The sequence below is a fragment of the Tolypothrix bouteillei VB521301 genome (genome assembly GCF_000760695.4).
Classification (GTDB): domain Bacteria; phylum Cyanobacteriota; class Cyanobacteriia; order Cyanobacteriales; family Nostocaceae; genus Scytonema; species Scytonema bouteillei_A.
The window spans coordinates 1,156,573-1,178,520 of record NZ_JHEG04000001.1 but is presented as its reverse complement, the minus strand read 5'-3'; the positions used below and the strand labels follow the sequence as shown (position 1 = coordinate 1,178,520).

15 protein-coding genes and 1 tRNA gene are annotated in these 21,948 nt (G+C 40.5%); 11 read left to right on the top strand and 5 right to left on the bottom strand.

The window, feature by feature from the left end:
* The 5 genes from HC643_RS42355 (at nucleotide 1) to HC643_RS04580 (ending at nucleotide 9,665) form a co-directional block, all read left to right on the top strand.
* Entirely contained in the window at nucleotides 1–3,105 is a 3,105-nt protein-coding gene (locus tag HC643_RS42355; protein WP_336604279.1) for an ATP-binding protein, read from the top strand.
* The gene (locus HC643_RS42350) at nucleotides 3,078–5,609 is read left to right on the top strand and encodes a GAF domain-containing sensor histidine kinase (protein WP_336604278.1); all 2,532 of its coding nucleotides are present in this window, start codon (nucleotides 3,078–3,080) and stop codon (nucleotides 5,607–5,609) included. Before HC643_RS42355 ends, HC643_RS42350 begins: the two co-directional genes overlap by 28 nt.
* Nucleotides 5,610–5,861: 252 nt before the next feature.
* Nucleotides 5,862–7,379, top strand: a complete 1,518-nt coding sequence (locus HC643_RS04590; RefSeq protein WP_050046427.1) for an IS200/IS605 family accessory protein TnpB-related protein — start codon at nucleotides 5,862–5,864, stop codon at nucleotides 7,377–7,379.
* A 209-nt stretch (nucleotides 7,380–7,588) separates the two neighbouring features.
* Nucleotides 7,589–9,211 carry an MFS transporter gene (locus HC643_RS04585; protein WP_237265832.1) on the top strand — a complete coding sequence of 541 codons (1,623 nt, stop codon included), beginning with the start codon at nucleotides 7,589–7,591 and terminating at the stop codon, nucleotides 9,209–9,211.
* Between the two features lie 130 nt (nucleotides 9,212–9,341).
* Nucleotides 9,342–9,665, top strand: coding sequence for a hypothetical protein (locus tag HC643_RS04580; RefSeq protein ID WP_038084295.1), 324 nt, complete (start codon nucleotides 9,342–9,344; stop codon nucleotides 9,663–9,665).
* 45 nt (nucleotides 9,666–9,710) lie between these two features.
* Here the strand turns inward: HC643_RS04580 and HC643_RS42005 are convergent, their stop codons facing one another.
* From HC643_RS42005 to HC643_RS04570, 3 genes are all read right to left on the bottom strand, one after another.
* Nucleotides 9,711–9,845, bottom strand: coding sequence for a hypothetical protein (locus HC643_RS42005; RefSeq protein WP_272899700.1), 135 nt, complete (start codon nucleotides 9,843–9,845; stop codon nucleotides 9,711–9,713).
* Between the two features lie 92 nt (nucleotides 9,846–9,937).
* Nucleotides 9,938–10,420: a YbhB/YbcL family Raf kinase inhibitor-like protein gene (locus tag HC643_RS04575; protein WP_038084293.1), complete on the bottom strand. Its 483-nt coding sequence runs from the start codon at nucleotides 10,418–10,420 to the stop codon at nucleotides 9,938–9,940.
* Between the two features lie 181 nt (nucleotides 10,421–10,601).
* On the bottom strand, nucleotides 10,602–10,931 hold the full coding sequence (locus tag HC643_RS04570) for a hypothetical protein (RefSeq protein WP_038084291.1): 330 nt from the start codon (nucleotides 10,929–10,931) through the stop codon (nucleotides 10,602–10,604).
* 271 nt (nucleotides 10,932–11,202) lie between these two features.
* On the opposite strand from HC643_RS04570, the gene HC643_RS04565 reads away from it, so the two are divergent.
* From HC643_RS04565 to HC643_RS04545, 5 genes are all read left to right on the top strand, one after another.
* Nucleotides 11,203–11,940 carry an ABC transporter permease gene (locus tag HC643_RS04565; protein ID WP_408019786.1) on the top strand — a complete coding sequence of 246 codons (738 nt, stop codon included), beginning with the start codon at nucleotides 11,203–11,205 and terminating at the stop codon, nucleotides 11,938–11,940.
* 309 nt (nucleotides 11,941–12,249) lie between these two features.
* Nucleotides 12,250–14,115 carry a bifunctional serine/threonine-protein kinase/formylglycine-generating enzyme family protein gene (locus tag HC643_RS04560; RefSeq protein WP_038084289.1) on the top strand — a complete coding sequence of 622 codons (1,866 nt, stop codon included), beginning with the start codon at nucleotides 12,250–12,252 and terminating at the stop codon, nucleotides 14,113–14,115.
* Between the two features lie 366 nt (nucleotides 14,116–14,481).
* Nucleotides 14,482–14,554, top strand: a tRNA-Gly gene (locus tag HC643_RS04555).
* Nucleotides 14,555–14,576: 22 nt separating this feature from the next.
* Nucleotides 14,577–15,953, top strand: coding sequence for an SDR family NAD(P)-dependent oxidoreductase (locus HC643_RS04550; protein ID WP_038084287.1), 1,377 nt, complete (start codon nucleotides 14,577–14,579; stop codon nucleotides 15,951–15,953).
* A gap of 16 nt (nucleotides 15,954–15,969) precedes the next feature.
* Complete coding sequence (locus tag HC643_RS04545) at nucleotides 15,970–17,133, top strand: leucine-rich repeat domain-containing protein (protein ID WP_038084284.1); 1,164 nt, start codon at nucleotides 15,970–15,972, stop codon at nucleotides 17,131–17,133.
* A gap of 6 nt (nucleotides 17,134–17,139) precedes the next feature.
* Here HC643_RS04545 and HC643_RS04540 read toward each other — a convergent pair whose 3' ends face one another.
* On the bottom strand, nucleotides 17,140–17,856 hold the full coding sequence (locus tag HC643_RS04540) for a tetratricopeptide repeat protein (RefSeq protein ID WP_038084282.1): 717 nt from the start codon (nucleotides 17,854–17,856) through the stop codon (nucleotides 17,140–17,142).
* 256 nt (nucleotides 17,857–18,112) lie between these two features.
* Between HC643_RS04540 and HC643_RS04535 the strand changes: the two genes are divergently transcribed.
* Entirely contained in the window at nucleotides 18,113–18,628 is a 516-nt protein-coding gene (locus tag HC643_RS04535; RefSeq protein WP_050046430.1) for a hypothetical protein, read from the top strand.
* Between the two features lie 8 nt (nucleotides 18,629–18,636).
* On the opposite strand, the gene HC643_RS04530 is transcribed toward HC643_RS04535, so the two are convergent.
* The gene (locus tag HC643_RS04530; protein ID WP_050046431.1) at nucleotides 18,637–21,933 is read right to left on the bottom strand and encodes a S41 family peptidase; all 3,297 of its coding nucleotides are present in this window, start codon (nucleotides 21,931–21,933) and stop codon (nucleotides 18,637–18,639) included.
* Nucleotides 21,934–21,948 lie beyond the last annotated feature (15 nt).

Genomic DNA, 21,948 nt, shown 5'->3' with positions numbered 1-21,948 from the left:
ATGGTTGACACAACTCTTCAAATTCCGGGTTATTGCGTCACCAATCAAATCTACTGTAGCAGTAGAACGTTGGTTTACCGGGCAATTCGGGAAGACAACCAACAACCTGTTGTCATTAAATTGATGCGTCAAGAATATCCTCGCTTTAACGAACTCGTACACTTTCGCAATCAGTATACTATTGCCAAAAACCTCAAACTACCCGGTATCATTCAACTTTACAGTTTAGAAAACTACCAAAACGGGTACGCTTTGGTGATGGAAGACTTTGGAGCTATTTCCCTCAAAGAGTATATGTCTAGTCTAGAGACGAGAGGTGGTGTGTCTCTAGAACAATTTTTTCATATTGCCCTTCAGATTGCAGACGCTTTAGAAAAACTGCATTTCCAACGCCTCATTCATAAAGACATCAAACCCGCTAATATTCTCATTAATCCTCAAACCAAGCAAGTCAAACTGACCGACTTTAGCATTGCCTCTCTGCTGCCGAAAGAAACTCAAACCCTAAGCAATCCCAACGTTCTCGAAGGAACTCTTGCTTACTTGTCTCCCGAACAAACCGGACGCATGAACCGAGGGATTGACTACCGCAGTGATTTTTATTCCCTTGGTGTCACCTTGTTTGAATTCCTTACTGGAGAGATGCCCTTTAATACATCTGACGCAATGGAATTAATATACTGTCATATTGCAAAACTTCCACCTTTAGCACATAGTATCAATCCCAAAATTCCCCCAATTCTATCAAGCATTGTCAACAAACTTATGGCAAAGATGGCAGAAGATCGCTATCAAAGTGCTAGAGGATTAAAATACGATTTACAGACGTGCTTGCATACCTTAGAGACAACTGGGAGTCTTGCGAGCTTTCAGTTAGGAAAACGAGATATTCCTGACCGCTTTATTATTTCCGAGAAACTTTACGGACGACAAACAGAAGTAGAAACTTTACTAGCTGCTTTTAACCGTGTCAGTGCAGGTGCTACGGAGATAATGTTGGTAGCTGGTTGTTCTGGCATTGGGAAAACTGTTGTTGTCAATGAAGTCCACAAACCTATTGTGAGGCAAAAAGGTTATTTTATACAAGGAAAATTTGACCAATTTGGACGTAATATTCCCTTTCTAGGATTGGTACAAGCCTTTCGAGATTTGATGGTTCAACTGTTAAGTGAAAGCCCCGAGCAAATCAAACAGTGGAAAGCAAAAATTCTTGAAGCCTTGGGAGAACAAGGTAGGGTTATTATTGACGTGATTCCCGAAGTGGAATTGCTGATTGGCAAACAACCTCCGATTTCTCCACTTGAGCCTGGTGCAGCACAAAATCGATTTAACTTGGTGTTCCAAAACTTTATTCGCCTATTTACCAATACCAATCATCCGTTAGTGATGTTTCTGGATGATTTGCAATGGACAGACTTAGCTTCTTTAAAGCTAATTCAATTATTGATGGGCGAAAGTGAGACAAATACAAATTCTTTCTTATCTTCTCCAAATTCCGAGGAAAGCAAGGGGGGCTTGTTGTTGATTGGTTCCTACCGGGATAACGAAGTATCGAATACCCACCCATTGATGTTGATGTTAGAAGAAATTCGCAAAAATGGAGCGACAGTAAATACAATTACCCTATCACCCTTAAGTTTAACTAACTTGAATCTCTGGATTGCCGATACCCTGAGTTGTCCTGAAGAAGTTGCAAGCCCTCTGACACAACTAGTTCATACTAAAACTAAAGGAAATCCCTTCTTTAGCCATCAATTTTTGAGAGCTTTGTATGAATATGGGTTGATTAGTTGTAATTTTGATGTTGGTTATTGGCAATGCGATATTGCCCAAGCTACGGCGCTATCTCTGACTGATGATGTGATGGAGTTGATGGCACTTCAGTTACAAAAGTTACCGAAAAATACCCAAGAGACTTTAAAACTCGCTGCTTGCATTGGCAATCAATTTGATTTAGAGACTCTTGCTATTGTGCATGAGAAATCATCAGTAGAGACAGCTATGGATTTGTGGAAGGCTCTGCAAGAAGGATTTATCATTCCCAAAAATGAAAATTACAAGTTTTTCCTTAATGATGCTATTAGCAATGAACAATTAGCAATTAGCGATCGCCAATTACCACGCTATAAATTTCTCCACGATCGAGTACAGCAAGCAGCTTACTTTCTTATACCTGAAAATCAAAAACAATCAACTCACTTAAAAATTGGTCAACTTTTATTAAAAAAATTTTCTTTGTCAGAACGGGAAGAGAAAATTTTTGATATTGTAAATCAATTAAATGCTGGAATAGAATTAATAACCGATCGCTTGCAGCGTAAAGAACTAGCAGAGTTAAATTTGATTGCTGGACGTAAAGCCAAGTCTTCAACCGCTTATGCAATTACAATTAAATATTTAACAGTGGGAATAGAACTTTTAGGATGCGATCGCTGGGAAACCAACTATGAAATTACTTTAGCCCTATATGAAACCTTAGCAGAAGCAGCGTATCTCAACGGCGATATGGAGCAGATGGAGGAAAGCGTTGAAGTTGTGTTGATACAAGCAAAAACGCTGCTTGATAAGATGAAAGCCTATCATGTCAAAATTGAAGCTTATAAAACACAAAGTCAAGGAATTGAAGCAATTACCACGGGGATAGAAGTGCTAAAGTTATTGGGGATAGAATTGCCTCAAGGACTCGATCGAAAAGACATTGAAATAGAGTTGCAAGAAATACAGCTAGCTTTAACAAAGAAAAAAATTAAAGATTTAATTCATTTCCCTCAAATGACTGATTCGACAAAGCTAGCAGTGATGAATATATTATGGCGCTTGCTACCAGTTACATACGTTGCCAATCCTCTTCTGTTTACGTTAATTGTTTTGAAACAAGTTAATTTATCTCTTAAATATGGAAACTGTGTTTCGAGCACTGCTTCCTATGCAACTTACGGAATTATTTTATGGAGTCTCTCAGGAGATATTGATTCTAGTTATGAATTCGGTCAATTAGCTTTAAATTTACTAACCAAATTTAAAGATAGAGAAACTGAATGCATGACTGTTTTTGTTATTAATACTTGTATCATAGCTTGGAAAAATCACTTAAAATATCTTTAAGTTGTTTATTAAAAGCTTACTTCGTAGGTTTAGAAACTGGCGATCTAGAACAAGCTTCTTATTGTATATATATGCATTCAGAGCATTCTTTTTGGCTGGGGAAAAACCTGATAAATTTGGAACTAGAAATGGCAAATTACTATCAGGGAATTATTCAAATTAAGCAGGAAATAGCTCTTCATTGGCATGGAATTAATTGGCAAACTGTCTTGAATTTACTAGGGAAATCCCAAAACCCGTGTTGTTTAGAAGGTGAAGTTTACAATGAAAAAATTCTGCTACCCCTTCACCAGAAAATCGGTAACAGAATGACAATTTTTTACGTACATTTACAAAAACTATTTCTTTGTTACATATTCCTAAATTATCATCATGCTATACAAAATGCAACTTTAGCTGAAAAGTATTTAGATGTAGTTCCAGCTAAGTATAGTGTTGCTATTTTCTATTTTTACACTTCTTTAGCAATGTTAGCAATTTATAATGATGTCAATGAATTAGAGAAACAACAAATTTTAGAGAAGGTGTCCGATTATCAAAAAAAGATGAAAACATGGGCAGAGAGCGCTCCCATGAATTTTTTACATAAATATTATTTGATAGAGGCAGAGCAACATCGAGTTTTAACGCAGCGTGTGGAGGCAATGGAAATGTACGATCGCGCCATTTTCCTTGCTAAAGAACACGAGTATATTAATGAAGAAGCACTTGCTTACGAACTAGCCGCCAAATTCTACTTTTCTTGGGGCAAAGAACTGATTGCCAAAACCTATCTAGTGAATGCTTATTCTGCCTATAACCGATGGGGTGCAACAGCCAAACTTGAGGACTTAAAACAACGCTATCCCCAATTAAGTTCTATCTTACAAAAAGAAAAAGTTAGCCTCAATCCTCACGATACAATAGTTAACGTTATAACTCATTCTATTCCTAATTTAAGTGAAAGCATAACGAGTGTTTCTAGTAACAGCGTTTCAGACTCTCTGGACTTAGCAACTGCAATCAAAGCTTCTCAGCTTCTCTCTGGAGAGATCGAGTTGGAAAAATTGCTTTCAACATTAATGCGGGTGTTGCTTGAGAACGCGGGTGCAGAAACAGGTTGTTTAATTCTTTGCTATGAAGGGGATTTAGTTATTGAAGCACGAACAATTCCTGGTAACAGCACCGAACCATTACAAATTGTATGCTTACAATCAATTCCAGTACAGTCAAACGAAGAAATTCCTGTCAGATTAATCAACTATGTCTGGCGGACATCTGAAACCTTAGTGTTTAATAATGCGACTACTGAAACAACTTTTATTGCCGATCCTTACATTATTAAACGTCAACCTAGATCGGTATTGTGTCTCCCAATCCACAATCAAGGACAGTTGATTGGAATTCTTTATCTAGAAAATAATCTGATACCTGGGGCTTTTACAAACGAGAGATTAAAAGTCCTCAAAGTCCTTGCTACCCAAGCAGCTATTTCCTTGCAAAATGCTACGCTTTATAAAAATTTGGCTGTGGCAAACGAACGGTTAGAAGAATACAGCCATACTCTTGAGGAAAAGGTAGTAGAGAGAACCCAGGAACTCAATGAAAAAAATCAGCAATTGCAGCAAGCTTTGCAGGAATTGAAACGGACTCAATCCCAGTTGATTCAAACAGAAAAAATGTCTGGGTTGGGACAAACAGTGGCGGGAGTTGCCCATGAAATTAATAATCCGATTAACTTTATTTATGGCAATCTCGTTCATGCTGGTAACTATGTCAAAGATTTGCTAGATTTACTTGCTATGTATCAGCAAGAATATCCGAATCCTGTCTCCAAAATTGTGGAAAAAATAGAAGAGATGGACCTAAAATTTTTATCAGAAGACTTACCAAAGCTTCTCACTTCAATGAAAGTAGGTAGCGATCGCATCCGCAATATTGTGTTAAGCTTACGTAACTTTTCCCGCCTTGATGAAGCAGAGATGAAGCCTGTTAATATTCATGAAGGTATTGATAGTACATTGATGATTTTACAGTACCGACTGAAGGCAAAAAATGCAGATGCGATCGCAAAACTTACAAATAACTCTCCAGGTTTTGTTACCAAGCATCGCTCCGATATTGAAATTGTCAAAGAATACGGACAGTTACCTAAAGTTACCTGTTATGCAAGTCAACTCAATCAAGTTTTTATGAATATCCTGAATAATGCAATTGATGCATTAGAAGAGTCATTGGGAACAAACACTGAAAATAGGACAAAGCCCCAAATTTTTATCCGTACCGAGTTAGCCAATACCAATACCGTAAGAATTCGGTTTGTCGATAACGGTATTGGGATGACTGAGGAAGTGCAACAGAAAATCTTTGACCCATTTTTTACCACGAAACCAGTAGGAAGTGGTACGGGATTGGGCTTGTCCATTTGCTATCAGGTTGTTGTGGATAAACACAAGGGTCGATTAACCTGTCATTCTTCCCCAGGACAGGGTGCAGAGTTTATGATTGAGATACCAGTGGAGTAATCGTTACTGGCGTTAGGGGTAGAAAGCAGTTCGTTAAAACCTTGGTCAAAGTAGTACAAATATACTCAAAATTCTCGTGTATACGTCATGTTAACGTATTTGTGACACGATGTTGTCGTTTAAGAATACTGGTTATGGGTATGCAAGGTCTAGAACTTCAGAAAGTAATTCGAGTGGACAGGTATGAATTTGTTTCTAATAGTTTGCGCTACACTGTACAAAGTAGCACTAAAGAAGGAAGGTGATTCAAGAATGGCGACAAAAACTTACACAACGTTAGCTCCACAAGAATTGTGGAAATATTTAGAAGCGTATAGTAAGTTACAAAATGTCATTCGTGAAGACCTGAAAAACCGTCTATTGTCTGGAGATAAAGCAGCCAGCTTAGTCAAGGAATTTCAGCCAAAATATCATATCAATAAGCGTCAGATTAACTCTATACGTATTGAAGTTGAAGGTGCGATTGCTTCTGCAAAAGAATGCAAAGAGCGACACACCAAAATCCTTGAAGCACAGATTAAGTCGGCAAAAGAATACGTCAAGTCTCAAGAGAAAAGAGTTGCGGACTACCGCAAAGCCAAGAATTCTAAAAAGTCCAAGTCTTCTCATCTTAAAGATGCTTGTAGTCTCCGTTCAAAGCAGCATGGGTGTTCTACCCTGCTACAAGACGCAAAGTTTGGTATTCATCAAAAGAAACGTCGAATTCATCTATTAGAAAATAAACTTAAGCACGTTAAAGACAGCCCCTTAATTGTCAGGATTGGAGGCAACACCAATAACTTCACGTTAATAGGTTCAAAAGATGAGACTAATGGAAATCAAATATCTCAGCTTTCGTCTGAGGGGTTGCTAAAAATTCGTGTTCCGACTGCGCTAGAAGCTAGATTTGGGAAATATGTAATAGCTTCAGGAGTTAACTTCCCTTATGGGCAAGAAGATATTAATTATGCCATTAGCAACAGTGCCGTAAGTTTTAGGTTTTACTACAAGAAACAGAGATGGTATATTGCTGTGTCTGTTAACGTTCAAGATGTTCCCATTCAAAGCAGAAACAGATGGCAATCTGGCTGTATTGGAGTAGACCTAAACCCATCAGTTATTGGTTGGACGTATGTTGATGCTTACGGCAACTTAAAAGACAAGGGACAATTTCAGCTGAATTTACATAGTAAAACTACGACTCAAATAGAAACTATCCTGAGTGATGTTGCCGCTCAGCTAGTGTTGATTGCCGAATCTTTTGAAGTTCCTTTAGTATTGGAGAATTTAGATTTCTGTGCTAAGAAAAACCAGCTTCGGGAAAAAGGTAAACGTTATGCAAGGATGCTTTCTGGCTTCGCTTATGCAAAGTGGCAAGAAATTATTGAAAGACGTTGTGCCACCAGAGGCGTTGAACTAATAAAAGTCAATCCTGCTTACAGCAGTTTAATTGGAATAGCAAAATTTATGCGGCAGCATGGATTAAGTTCCGATACTGCCGCAGCAATGGCTCTAGCGCGTAGAGCTATGTTTTTCTCCGAGCGTGTTCCTCTCAGAACCGCCTATCTGAATTCAGCAGACCGTCGATATGATGGACTGCTCGATGCCAGAAAGCACGTCTGGGCGCACTGGAACATTCTCTCTCAAAAACTCAAGCAGTTGTGTCTACGGCGGCATGAGTTTTATCAAACCGGGATTAACAGTCCACTCGTGGTCATGCTATCTAATTTGGTTCCGACTGAATTTGATAGCAAGCCAAAAGGCACTTCGAGAACTAGGCGAAAATCCTAGCGGTAATCGTATCTTAACTGTTCGAGATACGTCCTGTCCAACTTGGGCTAGGTTTTAATGAACGGTTGGTCGAGCTTGTGTATTTTTGCGTATGCTCTAAACTCATCGATCTCCTTCATTCCTCGACTTCCTCCCAGCAATTATTTTTTCTGCAAATCTTGTAATATAAAGCAGTGCAATATCACTAGCTCTTCAATCCAGAGACTCCAATGACTTCACCAGCAGCATCTATAACCATGTGGACTCCCCTGCGCCAACCGATTTTTCGCGCTCTTTGGATTGCATCGGCAGTATCAAGCATTGGCACTTGGATGCATGACGTAGGAGCAGCATGGCTGATGACTTCTCTTGCTCCCAATTCACCTTTGCTAGTGGCACTGATGCAGGCAGCAGCTAGCTTGCCGTTTTTTTTGTTGGCTTTACCCGCAGGCGCGATCGCAGATGTTGTGGATCGCCGCAAAATGTTACTGTGGACCCAAAGCTGGATGCTAGCAGCCGCTACTTTGTTGGGCGTGCTAACAGTTGCTAAAATCACAACCCCTTGGGTACTTTTGTTACTTACCTTTGCCTTAAGTATTGGCAGTGCAATGAATATGCCTGTATGGCAGGCAATAACTCCAGAACTCGTACCTAAGGAGGAACTTTCCCAAGCTGTGACGCTTAGTGGTATAGTTGTTAACCTTTCACGCTCTGTCGGTCCGGCTTTAGCGGGGATAGTAATTGCAGCAGCAGGAACGGGCTTTGTTTTCTTGCTGAATGCAGTTTCTTTTGTTGGAGTCATACTTGTTATTTCTCAATGGCAGCGCACGCCTCAAAAAAGCGGCTTGCCAACAGAACGTTTTATAGGAGCAATGCAAGCGGGAATACGCTACATTCGCTATGCCCCCGTGTTTCAAGCTGTATTGTTTAGAACAGTTGCCTATATTTTCTTTGCAAGTGCTTTGTTTGCCTTACTCCCTTTACTCGGGCGTCAAGAGTTAAAGCTGGATGCGTTGGGATACGGTATTATTCTTGGCTTTTGGGGTATCGGGGGATTGGCAGGAGCTTTTCTTTTACCAAAATTGCGGCAGCAGTTTGCTATTGATAAATTGGTGGCAGTTTCGTCTGTATTAATGGGGGGAATGATGCTGGCGATCGCATTTTTCCGCAGCGTTCCTCTCGTTTGTATTGTGATGCTCCTTGTAGGAATTGCATCCTTAAGTGTTATGGTCAGTTTGAATGTATCTGCACAAACAGCAGTTCCTTCCTGGGTACGTGCAAGAGCATTATCCGTACAGTTGCTTGTGTTTCAGGGCTGTATGGTATTGGGCAGTCTTTTATGGGGTACATTAGCACAATATATTGGCATTTCAAATTCCCTAGCCATTGCTGCTTTAGGATTAATCCTGTCTGTTGCCTTAACAGTGAAATTTCGCCTTCATTGTGCTGAGAAATTGAACTTGCAGGCATCTTTGCATTGGGATGAGCCAACTCATGCCTTTGAACCCTGTCCAAATGATGGTCCGGTGTTAATCTCAATAGAGTATTGTATCGATCCTGCAAATGCTGAAGAGTTTGCTAAGGCAGTACAAGCACTTGGTAAGATCCGTTTGCGTGATGGTGCCATTCAGTGGGGGGTGTATCAAGATTTATCCCAGCCTTCGCGGTTTGTAGAAACCTCAATAGTTGAATCGTGGGCAGAACACAAACGGCAATTTGAGAGAGTCACAATGCAAGATAAGGTGACTGAGGAACGAGTTCTCGCTTTTCACATTGGTGAAGCACCGCCAAAGATCGCTCAGATGATTTACGCTAACTACACTGATGCTAGAGGTTTCCGACAACCTTGTTAATTAAAGATTGGCTGGAAAAAACCTCACCACTTTTGATATAAATTGCCTCTGACTGGTTAGCTTTACTCGCTAGTATAGTTATGTCAGTGCTAAGGCACTATACTATATGATAACGTAAAAAAACTTAACAATGGTAGAACGTCCAATTAAGAAATCAGAACGTCAGTCTAACACCAACACTGACAACAATTCGGAAGATTTAGATTCTACACCTCCTGTTGAATCAAATCCTAAAAGCATAAAACGCAATAGCGATCGCAGAGCAGATTCTTCAGAACGTCGCTCTTCGGGTAGAGGCAAAAAGTCATACGGTAATGAATCCAAGCCACCAGTTAACCCTGCTCTAGCACGCGGTCCGAAACCCGTCAAGGCAAAACCTAATGTCGTTGTAGAACCTGAAGTTGAAGCGGAATCTGTTTCTGAAGAGGCTCAAGACCAAGCAACAGCAAGTTAACAGGAAACCAACGCATATTGAGTGTGTAGAAAATTTTTAAATTTTCTACACATTATTTTCATCCCAATGTGGTACAATAGTACCAGTGCCATCACAACTCCCACCATCGTTGGTGGGTTTTTCTATTTCCATCATAGTACCTTTATAACTGCCACGCCCGAACTGGTGCAAACTCCTCATAGGTCGTTGCATTCAAAGATAGCACTGGTGTGTGGGACAAGGGAGACAAGGGAGACAAGGAAGAAAGTACGATGTGTGAACGCAACTTGGTATCAAATAGGGTTTTCTTCAGTTTCTCGAGCGTAACGCCCCATTAATTCCGCTTTATCAATGACAGACCCCTCAATTGCGTCTAACAGCTGTTCCTTATCAGCCCCCGGTGGTAAATCAAGCCATTTGTTGAGTGCAAAAAGTCTAAAAAAGTAGCGATGAGCACCATGTTGACTCGGCGGACACGGTCCTCCATAACCAAGTTCACCAAAACTGTTTTTCCCTTGCAAGCTTCCATGGGGGATTTTAGGTTGCTTACCACCAACATCTTCTGGAAAATCGCGGCTGTCGGGAGGAATATTGTAGACCAACCAATGAGTAAATGTTTCATTGGGTGCATCGGGGTCATCTACAATCAAAGCAAAACTTTTCGTTCCTTGAGGTGGATCTTCCCACTGCACGGGAGGTGAAATATTATCACCGTCGCAAGTGTATTTAAAGGGAATGGTATTACCAATAAAAAAGGCTGGGCTTCTTATTTCCATTTTGTTTTAAAACTTATTTTAATAAATAAATAAAACATACCAATTAGATATTTTTATTCTAAAAAAATTAGTCATTGGCTAATAAAAGAGTGTATGAGGCTCATGTTAGTAAAAAGAGAAAAAATATTTTAATTAAGTTATAAGAGCCTCATTCTCCATACCAGACCAAAATTATTGGTGATTACCACCAAACTCTATTACCATCTTCATCAACTCGTGCTTGTCGGATAACATCAGAAATTTCATCTGCATCTTTTACGTGGTGAAGAGCTTTCTTTTCACCATCTGGTTCATCAACAACAAAGTAAGTGGGAACTGTAATGTGGTCGCCCGTAATGTCTGGTGAATCTACAGCAACTTGTTGCGCTTTTTCTTCAACTGTTTGAGGTTTATCAGCAATGACATCACCTGGATTTGCAGTTAAATTTCTTTCTTTAGGTGTTGGCTCTTCTTGAGCATGCCAATCTTGGCTGACGGGTTGTCTGATTTCACGATCCGATCGCTCACTCATGATTTTGTCCTTTAGCTTCAAAACTTTACACTGACTAGAATTACTCTAGACAATTAAAATATCGAGGGGATCTTTCGACAGAAAGACTTTCTGGGTTAACCAGAGACTGGTAACCAATGACCGATGACCAACGACGGTTGACAAAAAAGAGGAAATATGTTATTTTTTTATGCCATAAGTAAAAAAATCAATTAAAATAGCAAACGTGAATATAACTCCATCCCGTAAAAAGCCGCGTGTCGTCTCATGGCAGGCGGTTTTCTCTTTGTGTATGTTCGTTTTTATGTACCTTCCCATACTGGTACTGGCTTTCTATAGCTTCAACCAATCTCCCTACAGTGCAACGTGGCAAGGTTTCACTTTGGATTGGTATCACAAACTTTTCCACGATGAGCGTATTTTGTCAGCTTTACAAAATAGTTTGATAGTTGCACTTACCGCCGTAGGTATTTCTGCTATATTAGGAACTTTGATGGCAGTGGGTTTGGGACGCTATCGGTTTCCTGGTAAAACACTCTATCGTGGGGTGGCTTATCTGCCTTTGATTATCCCTGATATTGCGATCGCAGTTGCCACTTTAGTCTTCCTTGCTGCCTTTGCAATTCCCCTCAGTATATGGACAATTGTGGCAGCTCATGTGGTATTTTGTCTTGCCTACATTAGTCTTGTTGTATCATCTCGACTAACCAACCTAGATCCCCATTTAGAAGAAGCAGCACTCGATTTAGGTGCAACACCCGTACAAGCCTTTATAAAAGTATTATTACCCCAACTGATGCCAGGTATTATTGCTGGTTGCTTGCTTGCTTTCATCCTAAGCTTAGATGATTTTCTCATCGCTAGCTTTACTGCAGGTAGCGGTTCTAACACTCTACCAATAGAAATCTTTGGCCGTATTAGAACGGGAGTTAAGCCAGATATCAATGCCCTCAGCGTAATTTTGATAGTCGTTTCTGCTTTGATTGCATTGGTAGCCGAATTAATTCGCGCTTCTAGCGATAAAAAATAAATTTCTTCATCTGTCACTGGTCGCTGTTAAATGTTCAGTGTTAACTGTTAAATTTTTTTGTGCTTATTATTATCGATCTAACAGAAATTTGTAAGCTTACATCTACGTCTTGTTGACTTGATATTGATAAATTCCTGATTTATAAATTTTTAACTGTATATAAACAAAGACAGAAAATTTTCTTTATCTGTATCATACCAAAGTGACAGTGATAACAGGTGGAAAACTTCTGTATGCAGAGATACGTATGTGTCTTCAACCTCGCTCAGTAAGAGCCAATCCCGGACAATATGCGATACATGGCTCACTATGCAAATTTGCCAAAATCCCCATTGCTCAAATCCCTTCAATCCTGATGGCAATAGATTTTGTAACAGTTGCGGACAAAGCAACTTTGGCAACTTCCTCAGGAACCGTTACCGTGTATTAAGACTGCTAGGCGAAGGCGGTTTTAGCAGAACCTATGCTACTGAAGATGCAGATAGGCTTGATGCACCATGCGTCATCAAGCAATTCTTCCCACAGGTACAGGGGACTTCGGAACGTACTAAAGCAGCAGAATTGTTCAAGCAAGAAGCAAAACGACTGTACGAACTCGGAGAAAATCACATCCAAATTCCTCGATTGCTTGCTTATTTTGAACAAGGTTCTAGTTTGTATCTCGTGCAAGAATTTATCCAAGGGAAAACTCTCTTACAAGAACTTCAGCAACAACCTTTTGGTGAAGAACAAATTCGAGAACTGTTACTAGATATACTACCAGTTCTCGAATTTATCCACGAACGGAACGTCATTCATCGGGATATCAAACCAGAAAATATCATCCGCCGACAATCAGATAAGAGACTCGTACTCATTGACTTTGGTGGTGCAAAACAGGTTACCCAAACTAGCCTATCCAGACAAGCCACAGTGCTTTATACAATTGGTTATGCACCTAGCGAACAAATGGCTGGGTTTGCCTGTCACGCCAGCGATTTGTACTCTTTAGGTGTAACTTGCGTCCGGCTTCTCACTCAGTGTTTACCAATACAAGATGCTTGCGGACAGATAGATGATACTCTTTACGATCCCTTAAATGGAGTGTGGCTGTGGCGAGAGCATTTACAAAATACAGATATTACTATTAGTGATGAATTAGGGCAAATTTTAGATAAATTACTGAGTCATTTGGCAAGAGATAGATATCAATCTGCTACAGAAGTTCTGCAAGATGTGAAAGCTCTAAAAGCACCTGCGAAACAATCAATTTTATTAACGCCACAACTCGTACAACTATCGCCTCAAGAAAAGCAATTTACAATGATTACCTCTGATTTAAAAGATTTTTCCGAGTTTTCCGAACTACAGACTTTTCAATTTGATGTGGTCACAGTTGATAAGGAAGGAAATAAGATTAAGAGCGATCGCAGAAGTTCAAAGTTTTACACAGAAGATTTAGGTCAAGAAATTATCATGCCCATGGTGGCAATCCCTAGTGGTAATTTTATGATGGGTTCTCCAGAGGATGAGGGAGATGCTGACGAACGCCCGCAACACGAAGTCAATATCAAACCTTTTTTTATGGGAAAATTTCCCGTCACTCAAGCACATTGGAAAGCTGTAGCCGCTTTGCCAAAAATTAAACAATCTTTAAATCCCAACCCGTCTAAATTCAAAGGAGCAAACCGACCTGTTGAAAATGTTTCTTGGCATGAAGCTATTGAATTCTGTGCTAGACTCACGGAAAAAACAGGACGGTTTTATCGTTTACCCAGTGAAGCTGAGTGGGAATATGCTTGTCGTGCTCGAACAATTACCCCCTACCACTTTGGTGAAACCCTCACGTCTGAAGTGGCAAACTGTAGCCCTAGTGATGCTGACGCTTCCAAACTCACAACCAAATCGCGCAAAGAAACAACAGTCGTAGGAAATTTCCAAGTGGCAAATGCCTTTGGATTGTACGATATGCACGGGCTTGTTTGGGAATGGTGTGCTGACGCTTGGCACAAAAATTATGAAGGCGCACCAACAGATGGAACGGCTTGGGAAGTTGGTGGAGATGAAAATCGTCGAGTCTTGCGGGGTGGTTCTTGGAGTTTTAGCCCCGAACTGTGTCGCAGCGCCAGTCGCAGTTGGAATGAACCGGATGGTGGACTGAGGATTTGCGGTTTTCGAGTTGTTGCAACTTGGTAATTTTGGATTTTGAATTTGTTTTCATAGTAGATCGCGATCGCACTGCAAGCAGCAAACAAATTTTAATACACACAACCGTTCCTCTATGCTACATTGTAGTATTGAGGGTTAGTTCTAACTGGAAGAACGCTTCAAACTTCATTGAAGAAGTTGTGGGTTCAATTCCCGCACCCTCCACCACGGACCTACGGTGGACACAGATCTCTAGAACAAAGCCAAAATCGTCGTAGATCCCCCTAAATCCCCCGATAAATTGGGGGAATTTAAGAGTTTTTCGCCCCCCTTGTTAAGGGGGGTTAGGGGGGATCGAAACCTCAAGAACGCACTTTAGAAGACTTGTGTACACCACCGGAGCCAACACTGACGGGGGTTGTAGCTCAATGGAAGAGCAGGAGTCTTCCAGACTCCAGGCTGGGGGTTCAAGTCCTCCCAATCTCCACATCAATAATATTGACTTAATCATGAACATTCCGCCAGAAGAAGTGGAAATTTGTCTCAAGGTTTTGCAGCAAATATCAGAAGAGCCAACCCTCATAGATTCCCACCTTCGCTTTAAAAGTTTGATTGCCAAAATCTACAAAAATGCTAAGAAAGAATCGCGCCGTGCTATTCAGCAACAGCAAAAGGAGGAAACTCAAAAGATAAAAGCAATGACAGCAATGGTGCAAAGCCAACGCCAAGAGCAACCAGTTGCAGTTTTGCCGAATTCTGGAGCTATCCAAAGCAAGCTTGTCAAGCCCAATCATTGCTACATTTGCAAGCAACCTTACACTGAAATTCATTCCTTCTATCATATGTTGTGTCCGGCTTGTGCTGAACTCAACTACCGCAAGCGCAGCCAACAGACGGATTTAACAAATCGCGTGGCGTTAGTCACGGGCGGTCGGATTAAAATCGGCTATCAAATAGCGTTACGAATGCTACGTGATGGTGCTAGAGTCATTATCACAACACGGTTCCCCCGTGACTGTGCTCGCCGCTTTAGTCTTGAACCGGATTTTACTCAATGGCGATCGCACCTCCAAATTCATGGGTTAGATTTACGGCAAATAGGGAGTGTGGAAGCATTTGTAGGCTATCTTCTTGACACTGAAAGAACGCTGGATATTATCATCAACAATGCGGCACAAACAATTAAGCGTCCGTTGGCATTTTATCAGCATCTTTTATCACAAGAAAATAATCCTCAAGAAATTTTATCTGGTGAAGCCAATGGTTTAATAACTTCTAAACCTGACTCTATTTTATTAGAAACTCAACCGCAATATCCGGGTCACTTACTCACAAGCAATCTATATTTTCCAGCCAATACATTTGATGCTGACGGACAGCAACTAGATACTCGCCCGGTCAATAGTTGGCTGCTCAAGCTAGATGAAGTCAGCACGGTAGAAATGCTAGAAGTCCATTTAGTGAACGTTGTTGCACCTTTTATTTTAAATAGCAAACTCAAGTCACTGTTAATAAAATCCCCGTTTCAAAGACGCTTTATTATTAATGTTTCAGCTATGGAGGGACAATTTAACCGCCTTCACAAAACAAAATATCATCCGCATACAAATATGGCAAAAGCTGCTTTAAATATGATGACTCGCACATCAGCACAAGATTATGCTCGGGATGGAATTTTTATGAACAGTGTAGACACTGGCTGGATTACTGATGAAAATCCTTATACAAAGAAAACCTATTTACAAGAAACTAGAGGTTTTTATACACCTTTGGATGTTGTTGATGGGATGGCAAGGATTTACGATCCCATTGTACAAGGAATAGAAAACTCTGAAGAGCCTTTGTTTGGTCATTTCCTAAAAGATTATGTCCCATACTCTTGGTAATTATAAAAAGGTTTTTATGAACGAACAGCATATTATTCACTGCCCGATTAATAGTGTAAGCGCTACATCACCTGATGTTCTAGCAAGAATTGCACCATTAATTGAGCATCTTAAATCAAATATGCCCGTTGCTGATACAAAAACTTTTCCATGTGGTACAGCAATACCAGATGGGCGGTTGGATTTGTGCAAACAAGGTCTTGGCATTACAGGATGTCAAATGGTAACGGATGCACTGATTGATAATAGTACAGTCATTAGTTTTCTCTTAGGTACGAATGGTATTGGCAATATTGGTGCTGCGAGTGTAGCGAAGTTGATCGAACAAAACGATCGCATAGAAATTGTGTACTTGGGTTGCAATCGGATTGACGAGACTGGTATTGCAAAACTCACTGCGGCTCTGACTTGCAATACATCTGTCACGGGACTTTGGCTGAAGCGAAATCCCATTGGCGATCGGGGGGCGTGTTATCTTGCCGAAATGCTGTGTCACAATCAAAGCATCCGTACCTTGGATCTCGTCAATACTCAACTGAGTTACGAAGGATTGGCTGCAATTGTTCATGTTCTCATCCATAAAAACCGTACAGTTGAGCGTTTGTATTTGGGAGGTAATGAAATTGATGCTAAAGGAGCAAAATTACTTGCGACTTTGCTCTCAAGCAATCCAAATATTAAAGCACTGCTACTGAATGTGAATCATTTGGGGGATTGCGGTGCGATCGCATTAGCTGAAGCTTTGCACCAAAATCAGACGCTTGTTGAACTGGGTGTTGCAAGTAACAGTATTGCGCCCAAGGGTGGAGTCCCCTTGATAGAAGCGATTCAAAAACATCCCTTATTAATAAATGTTGATTTTGGCTACAGCCCATCAACACGGGTGTTAGGTGCTGTAGGTAATTCATTAGGCGATATTGGAGCTCAAGCCATTGGTAAGCTTTTCAGACAAAATCAAACTTTACTCAAACTGAGTTTGCAAGGGAACCAGATGACTGAAAGCGGGAAACTTTTGCTTATTGCAGGATTGGAGCAGAATAAAACACTCCGCCAACTGCTACTTGATGGGCGACAGGATGCGCGGATAACAGCCCTACTTCAGCGCAATCAAAATTTTGATTCATCAAATACTCTAGCTGTTACCCGCGATGTTGCCTTAATTCGTAGCGTTTATCGGTAATAAATCTTAATCGCGAACGGTCAATTTTCCACTGTAGATTTTTTGCAGGGTATCCATTTTATTGTAACCCAAGTCTTTAGCTTTTTGTGTCATTTGATCTCTTAAATCTTTCATACCGTTATAGTGGTAAGCTATAGCTAGATTAGCTGCAATAACTGGTTCTTTTTTTTCTAAATCGTAAGCTTTCTTTGCATATTCTAGAGCTTGTTTATCCTTCTTTTGCTTGAGGGCTATTACTGACATACTAGTATATGCTTGAGCGTAATTAGGATTAATAGCTAGGGACTTTTGATAGTAAGACAGGGCTGCATCATAATTTTTTCTTTTTCTTTGCAAAACTCCCATTCCCGTCAATGCTTCAAATCGTTTGGGATTAAGTTTTAAGGCTTTGTTATAAGCAATTTCTGCATTTTTATCGTCATTTAAATTTCCATAAGCATTACCGAGAATAGTCCAAGCTAAATCATCATTTGGTTTTGCGTCTAGATAGACTTTAAGTTTAGAAACAGCTGTTTGGAAATCGCCCTGCTGATAAAATTTGCTAATATTTCGCAAGCTATCAGGAGTTGCTTTATTTGCAGGATTACTGGAAATTTGAAGAGGTAAATTGACTTTATAAGAATTAACTTTTGATAAGGCTAATGCTTTAGAAGCAGTCGAGAAATTACTTTGAAAACTAAATAATACGAGTAAAGTTGCGATCGGTAAAAGTTGATTTTTCATTATAAAACTCCAAACTGTCTCGTTAATTTCTTTTAAATTAGGAAATATAATACATATAATAACCAATACATTTTACTAATGTCATCCTAGTATTTTTACGGTTATTCCAGACGATACCCGAGCAATTTGTCAATTGCGTATACAGAGAATAATTACTGTTTTTTCACAAATTTGCCTCAAATTTTGTTATTCGTGCTGTGGTAATTACTATTTTTAATCTGTCACTCTAAAAGTAGTATTGTCCGGTTAAGCCAATATGTCTTTAAAGAAATGGTTAAGATTTCAAAATTTTTTAATTAAGTACAGTCTACTAATCGGCGGTTTTTTAACTATAATCTTTTGGTACAGTCTCAGTGCATCAGAATTCACATCTATATCTAAAGCTTGTGCTTGTGCTAATCCCTCGACAAGAATTCCACAAGACTTGAGAACTGTTGATGTGTTGATTCAAGAATATGCCAAGAGCCATGGAGGATTATTTCCTACCTATGATGAATTGAAAAGATTTTTAGGAATAGAGTTAGAACTCGATATTGCTCAGCAGTTAACATCGGAAGTAGACTTCCCAAGACGGAATTTTCAATTTATTCCTACCGCTCGAGATGATGGCAAAATAGGTTATGCAGTTGCTCACGACAAACGCCAATATGTGTTACTAGGAATTGGGAAAGTTTATAAATTGAAAAAAATTTACTTTTGGGGTTTGGAAGTCAAGAAAGAGTACATGGGTGATGAATTCACTGTATTTCATTCAAATAAAAAACCTTTGTAGGAATTCCTTCAATCTGGCAATCTTAACTGAGGGCGATCGCCAAAATTAGGCAATTGAACGGGATTTTGTACCAACTGTTCTAAAATCAGTTCTAAGGCTCGCTCTAACTGGGAGTCTTTACCCCTTACCCAATCCTGGGGAGTCATTTCTACTTCAATATCTGGATCTGTGCCATAATTCTCTACTTTCCAGCCAACATCTGCAAACCAAGAAGAATTTTCTGGCTGCGTCAAAATACTACCATCGACCAAAAAATGACGGGAGCGGATACCAATGACACCACCCCAAGTCCGCTTACCAACTAAAGTTCCCAACTTCATTAGTTTAAAGCTGTGACTGAAAATATCTCCATCCGATCCACAGTATTCATTGGCGATCGCCACAATTGGTCCCGCAACAGAATCATGGGGATATGGTTGTGGCTGATTCCAACGAGGGACTTTGTAGCCAATGCGCTGGCGCGACAACTTCTCTAATAAGAGTTGCGATACGTGTCCTCCAGAGTTATAGCGCACATCCACAATCAGTCCTTCATACTGTGCTTCCATAGAATAATAGCGGTGAAACTCAGCATAACCAGTCGGTCCCATATCCGGTATGTGGACATAGCCCACCTGATGATTTGTTTTTTCATGAACTATTTGACGGTTGTGCTCCACCCACTCCCGATAGCGAGCTTTGCTCTCGTCTTTTAGAGTTTTGACAGTAATAGTGCGATACTCTTCAGGAGAAGAAGAATCTGCAAACGTCAGAGAAACCTCACACTCAGCTTGGTGAACCAACATTTCTTGCAAAGGGCGATAGCTGGGTACAGCTTGCGCTTCGCGATCGCGACTCACTCGTTGTCCGTTCACTGCTAACAGTAAATCGCCTACTCGAACATTCGCACCAAGACGATTTAAGGGAGAATCTGCTTTATCATTCCATGAATCGCCACGAACAATGCGTTCTACCCGATAAGCATCTGCGTCCGTATCGTAAGAAAAATCTGCACCCAAAAACCCCAATCGGTAAACAGGAGACTTCCGGTAATCACCACCCATTTCATAGGCGTGGGATGTCCCCAGTTCTCCTTGCATTTCCCAGATTAAGTCTGAAAATTCAGAACGAGTTGAAACCTTATCTAGCAGGGGGCGATAGCGTAGCCAAACTCTTTCCCAATCCACACCAGACATATTTTCTACCCAAAAATGCTCTTTTTGCAAGCGCCACGCTTCTCGCATCATTTGTTGAAATTCTTGGGTGGGAACAACAGAAATTCGCACTCGTTTTAAGTCAAGCCACCCAGTTTTTCGACCCGGTTCATCTTCAAGCTTGTGATTGGTTTGAGGGTTAGCCGTGCAGACACGCAATCGATTTTTTGAACGGTAGATGATAGTTTCTTTATCTCTCGCAACGTTGAAACTACTTATCTCTTTAGCGACAGTCTCTTGTTTTTGTTTGTCAAAATCGTAAACTAGCAGCGATGCTTTTTCTTCTTTTTGATGAAACCAGCCCTCATCATTATCCAAGCTTCCTTGAATTGGGAAAGAACTAAACAAGACTTTTCCTTTTAAACCCCAAATTTTTTTGTAATTTCCTTCTGGGACGGGAAAAGCAACAATTCTATGGGTGATACCATCAAAATCTATTTCAAATTTTGGAGTTTTTTTATTCTCAGATGCAAGATTGTTTTTTGCTTCTCCATTTTCTTCGCGATCGCCATTTTCTCCAGAAGATTTCTCCGTTGAATTTTGAGATTGTTTTGTGAGTTGTTTGGGAACGGGTACAAACGGTGATGGTGTATCTTTTTTAAGAGAAATGAGGAATGGACGGACTGCGCGGGGAAAACCCAAGTCAAAGTAGAGGCGATCGTAAACTGGATTAAATTCTCGGTAGGAAAGAAAATAAAGGAATTTACCCTCTGGATCGAAAGAAGGACTAAAATCCCAGAAAACAGGTTCTGTCAAACAGTGAGTAGTGCCATCCTCAACAGAATATAGCTTAATTACCGATATTTTTGGTTTGATAGAAAAGCTGTAGGCAATCCATTTACCATCTGGCGACCAACAGAGCCCAGCAATCCGATTGTGGTTGCTGCGGTCAATGATACGGCTTTCTTGAGTATTCAAATTAACCAAAATCAATTCGAGCCGATGGTTAGAGAGAACCACCAAATCCTCTACTGGAGAAACGTCTATCGCAACAGCTTGACCTAAATCGACTCCATTCAAACGTTCCGGTTGTGCGTTCAGATTTGTGCTGTGAATTTCAATTGCTTCTACTCCTCCACTGTCAGAGATAGTCACAAATCGCTTCTTATCATTCAACCAACGCGTTAAACGATAGCGCACCCCATCTGGAAGACCAATTTGATTGACTGCACCTTCCCAGTTCCCAAACCAAAAACTTTTACCCCGACAGGTGATTAGGGTAGAGTGTCCCTCTGGGTGTAAGTTATATTCTTCCAAATAGTTTGCAGCATCTACAAATTTGCGATGTCTCTGAATTTGAGGGCTGTGGAAGTCAACCTCAATTTGATAATTTTCCTCTAAGGTTGGGTCGAAGCAAAAGAGTTCTGCACCTGCATGATAGACAATTCGTTTGCCATCTGTCGTTGCATTACGGACATAATATTCCCGACTGTAGGTATGGCGTTGTAAGTCTTCTCCATTCAGAGTACAGGAATAGAGGTTTCCAATCCCCTCATGGTCAGAAATAAAGTAAATCCGCTCCCCCACCCACATGGGAACACTCATGTTTCCCGGTAAATTGATAAGCTTTTGAAACGTTCCCGTTCCTGATGGATCGATCCAAAGGACTCCAGTTCTTCCTCCGCGATAGCGTTTCCAGTAAGCGATGTCACTCGTGTTTTTACCTAAAACAGCTCCACCATTTGCTCCATAGGAAATGTGGTGAGCCAATCCTACAGGAAGGCGTTCTGGCGTTCCTCCCTCTGGTGGAATGCGGTAAAGATTGTGTATTCGCCGAAAAGGTTGCGCTGCATTACTGGAAAAAAGAATAAACTTGCCATCCAAACTCCATCCAACAACTGCTGTCGCTGCTCCCAAAAATGTTAGCCGTTTGGCAATACCACCATCAGATGGCATTACATACACTTCCGAATGACCTTCTTCTCGTCCGACAAAAGCCAGTGAAGTTCCATCAGGAGAAAGAAAAGGGTGAGAGACTTCTCCCAGATTGGAAGTTAAGCGTACAGCATACCCACCCTGAAGTGGAACACTCCAAAGGTCATCTTCACACGCGAAAACAACATTGATACCGTGAATTGTTGGAAACCTGTAGTAGCCGGATTGTTTATTCATGATTTGGAATGTGCA

Bases quoted from the DNA above. Each gene is read 5' to 3' on its own strand.
- HC643_RS04580 (WP_038084295.1), top strand. From the start codon at position 9,342: ATGGTAGAACGTCCAATTAAGAAATCAGAACGTCAGTCTAACACCAAC.
- HC643_RS04530 (WP_050046431.1), bottom strand. From the start codon at position 21,933: ATGAATAAACAATCCGGCTACTACAGGTTTCCAACAATTCACGGTATC.
- HC643_RS04590 (WP_050046427.1), top strand. From the start codon at position 5,862: ATGGCGACAAAAACTTACACAACGTTAGCTCCACAAGAATTGTGGAAA.
- HC643_RS04560 (WP_038084289.1), top strand. From the start codon at position 12,250: ATGCAAATTTGCCAAAATCCCCATTGCTCAAATCCCTTCAATCCTGAT.
- HC643_RS04540 (WP_038084282.1), bottom strand. From the start codon at position 17,856: ATGAAAAATCAACTTTTACCGATCGCAACTTTACTCGTATTATTTAGT.
- HC643_RS42005 (WP_272899700.1), bottom strand. From the start codon at position 9,845: ATGAGGAGTTTGCACCAGTTCGGGCGTGGCAGTTATAAAGGTACTATG.
- HC643_RS04570 (WP_038084291.1), bottom strand. From the start codon at position 10,931: ATGAGTGAGCGATCGGATCGTGAAATCAGACAACCCGTCAGCCAAGAT.
- HC643_RS04535 (WP_050046430.1), top strand. From the start codon at position 18,113: ATGTCTTTAAAGAAATGGTTAAGATTTCAAAATTTTTTAATTAAGTAC.
- HC643_RS42355 (WP_336604279.1), top strand. From the start codon at position 1: ATGGTTGACACAACTCTTCAAATTCCGGGTTATTGCGTCACCAATCAA.
- HC643_RS04545 (WP_038084284.1), top strand. From the start codon at position 15,970: ATGAACGAACAGCATATTATTCACTGCCCGATTAATAGTGTAAGCGCT.
- HC643_RS04585 (WP_237265832.1), top strand. From the start codon at position 7,589: ATGACTTCACCAGCAGCATCTATAACCATGTGGACTCCCCTGCGCCAA.
- HC643_RS04565 (WP_408019786.1), top strand. From the start codon at position 11,203: ATGTTCGTTTTTATGTACCTTCCCATACTGGTACTGGCTTTCTATAGC.
- HC643_RS04575 (WP_038084293.1), bottom strand. From the start codon at position 10,420: ATGGAAATAAGAAGCCCAGCCTTTTTTATTGGTAATACCATTCCCTTT.
- HC643_RS04550 (WP_038084287.1), top strand. From the start codon at position 14,577: ATGAACATTCCGCCAGAAGAAGTGGAAATTTGTCTCAAGGTTTTGCAG.